2 protein-coding genes are annotated in these 1,611 nt (G+C 33.6%); one reads left to right on the forward strand and one right to left on the reverse strand.

Features of this window, described 5'->3' with window-relative positions:
- A partial coding sequence (locus BM227_RS12545; protein ID WP_143089756.1) for a GGDEF domain-containing protein occupies positions 1-429 on the forward strand: 429 nt, incomplete at its 5' end.
- Positions 430-440: 11 nt separating this feature from the next.
- Here the strand turns inward: BM227_RS12545 and BM227_RS12550 are convergent.
- A complete protein-coding gene (locus BM227_RS12550; protein WP_092914354.1) occupies positions 441-1,322 on the reverse strand; it encodes a DMT family transporter in 882 nt (293 codons plus the stop codon).
- Positions 1,323-1,611: the final 289 nt, after the last annotated feature.

Here is a 1,611-nt window from a genome sequence, read left to right on the forward strand (position 1 = left end):
AAGATAATGGCTCAATCTAAAAGGCTTGATTATCCACTCTCTCTTGTAATATTTGATATAGATTTTTTCAAAAAGATCAATGATAAATATGGACATTTAGCTGGCGATAAAGTTCTTAAAGCATTTGCTTCTTTGCTTATGCACAGAATGCGTGAATCAGATATAGTTGTCAGGTATGGAGGGGAAGAGTTTATTGCTATTCTTCCTGAAACAAGTAAGAAAAGGGCTTTTATTACGGTTGAGTCAATAAGAAAAGTTGTTGAAGAGATGAAAGTTCATATAGATAGTATTGATTTGATACGAATAACAATGTCTGCAGGTATATCTGAATATAATTATGAAGACAGCTTAGAAGAGTGGATCAAGCGTGCTGATGATGCTCTCTATTTGGCGAAAGATAGAGGTCGTAATCGTATTGAAATGGAATAGTTTTAAAGATTTTATCCTTTTTTCAACAATAGTCCTGCCAAAATAATCATACCTATTCCAATCCACGTAAATAGACCTGGAAATGGATCACCAAGCATAATACCAAATCCAATAGCAAATGGAATATTTGTGTAGCTTACAACACCAATAACTCCTGCACGTCCCAAGCTATAAGCTTTAGTAAGAAGCCATTGTGAAACAGTAGATATAAGTGCCATAAATCCTATGAGTGCCCAAGTGGTTTTAGACTCAGGAAATTTAAACTCAGGAAAAAGAAAAGCAAGTGAGTCTGGTGCATTGACAAATGGAGCTGCTAAAAAAAGGAGTAAAGGTAAAAGTGTACCAAGTCCTACAAATGAAAGAACTATAATTCGAGCATCATATATATCACGTATCTTTTTGATTGTAGCATAGGCGCAAGCTGCTAAAAAACCGCCTAATAAACCTAAGAAGTGATCATAACTCATTGAAAACTCTGCCGGTTGAGTAATGAAAACTACACCGCCAAAACCTATAAATATTGCCATAATTGCATAAATATTTAGTCTCTCATTCATCAATAAAAATGCTAAAATTGCAACGAAAAGAGGTGATGTTTTATTTAGTGTAATAGCTTCTCCAAGAGGAATTGTTGTGATTGTATAGAAAAAAAGGATCATCGCACTAAAACCAAAAAAACCGCGTAGTAAAAGTAAGTGAAGTTTTCCTCCTGGTAAAGAAGGTGGAGTATGACGAAGTGCAATAAGAATAAGCAATACGCCAATCATATTACGAAAAAAGACAATCTCCATTGCACTCAACTCTTCACCAAGAATTTTGGCTATTGCACCATTCATTGCAGAGATAAGTGCACTACCAAGCATAAAAATAACACCACGGTCAATACTGTGCATAGGATACTCCAAAAATTAAAATCGGAATTATAGCAGGTTTGAAATTGAGAAAGTAGAGTCTAAATATCAGTAAATTATTTATTAAATTTTAATATAAACATAGAGCCATTTTTAATTTTTCTATATAATAAATCTCCATTAAATTGTTCTCTCATTATTCGCCGACTTATATATAGACCAAGTCCTATACCCTTACCCCCAATAAATCCATACCAAATTAGACAACAAGCCAAATTGCTCTATAATTAGGTATTTACAAACGAAAAAGTTACACCTAAAACTTTCACCC

The organism is Hydrogenimonas thermophila, from assembly GCF_900115615.1.
Lineage (GTDB): Bacteria > Campylobacterota > Campylobacteria > Campylobacterales > Hydrogenimonadaceae > Hydrogenimonas > Hydrogenimonas thermophila.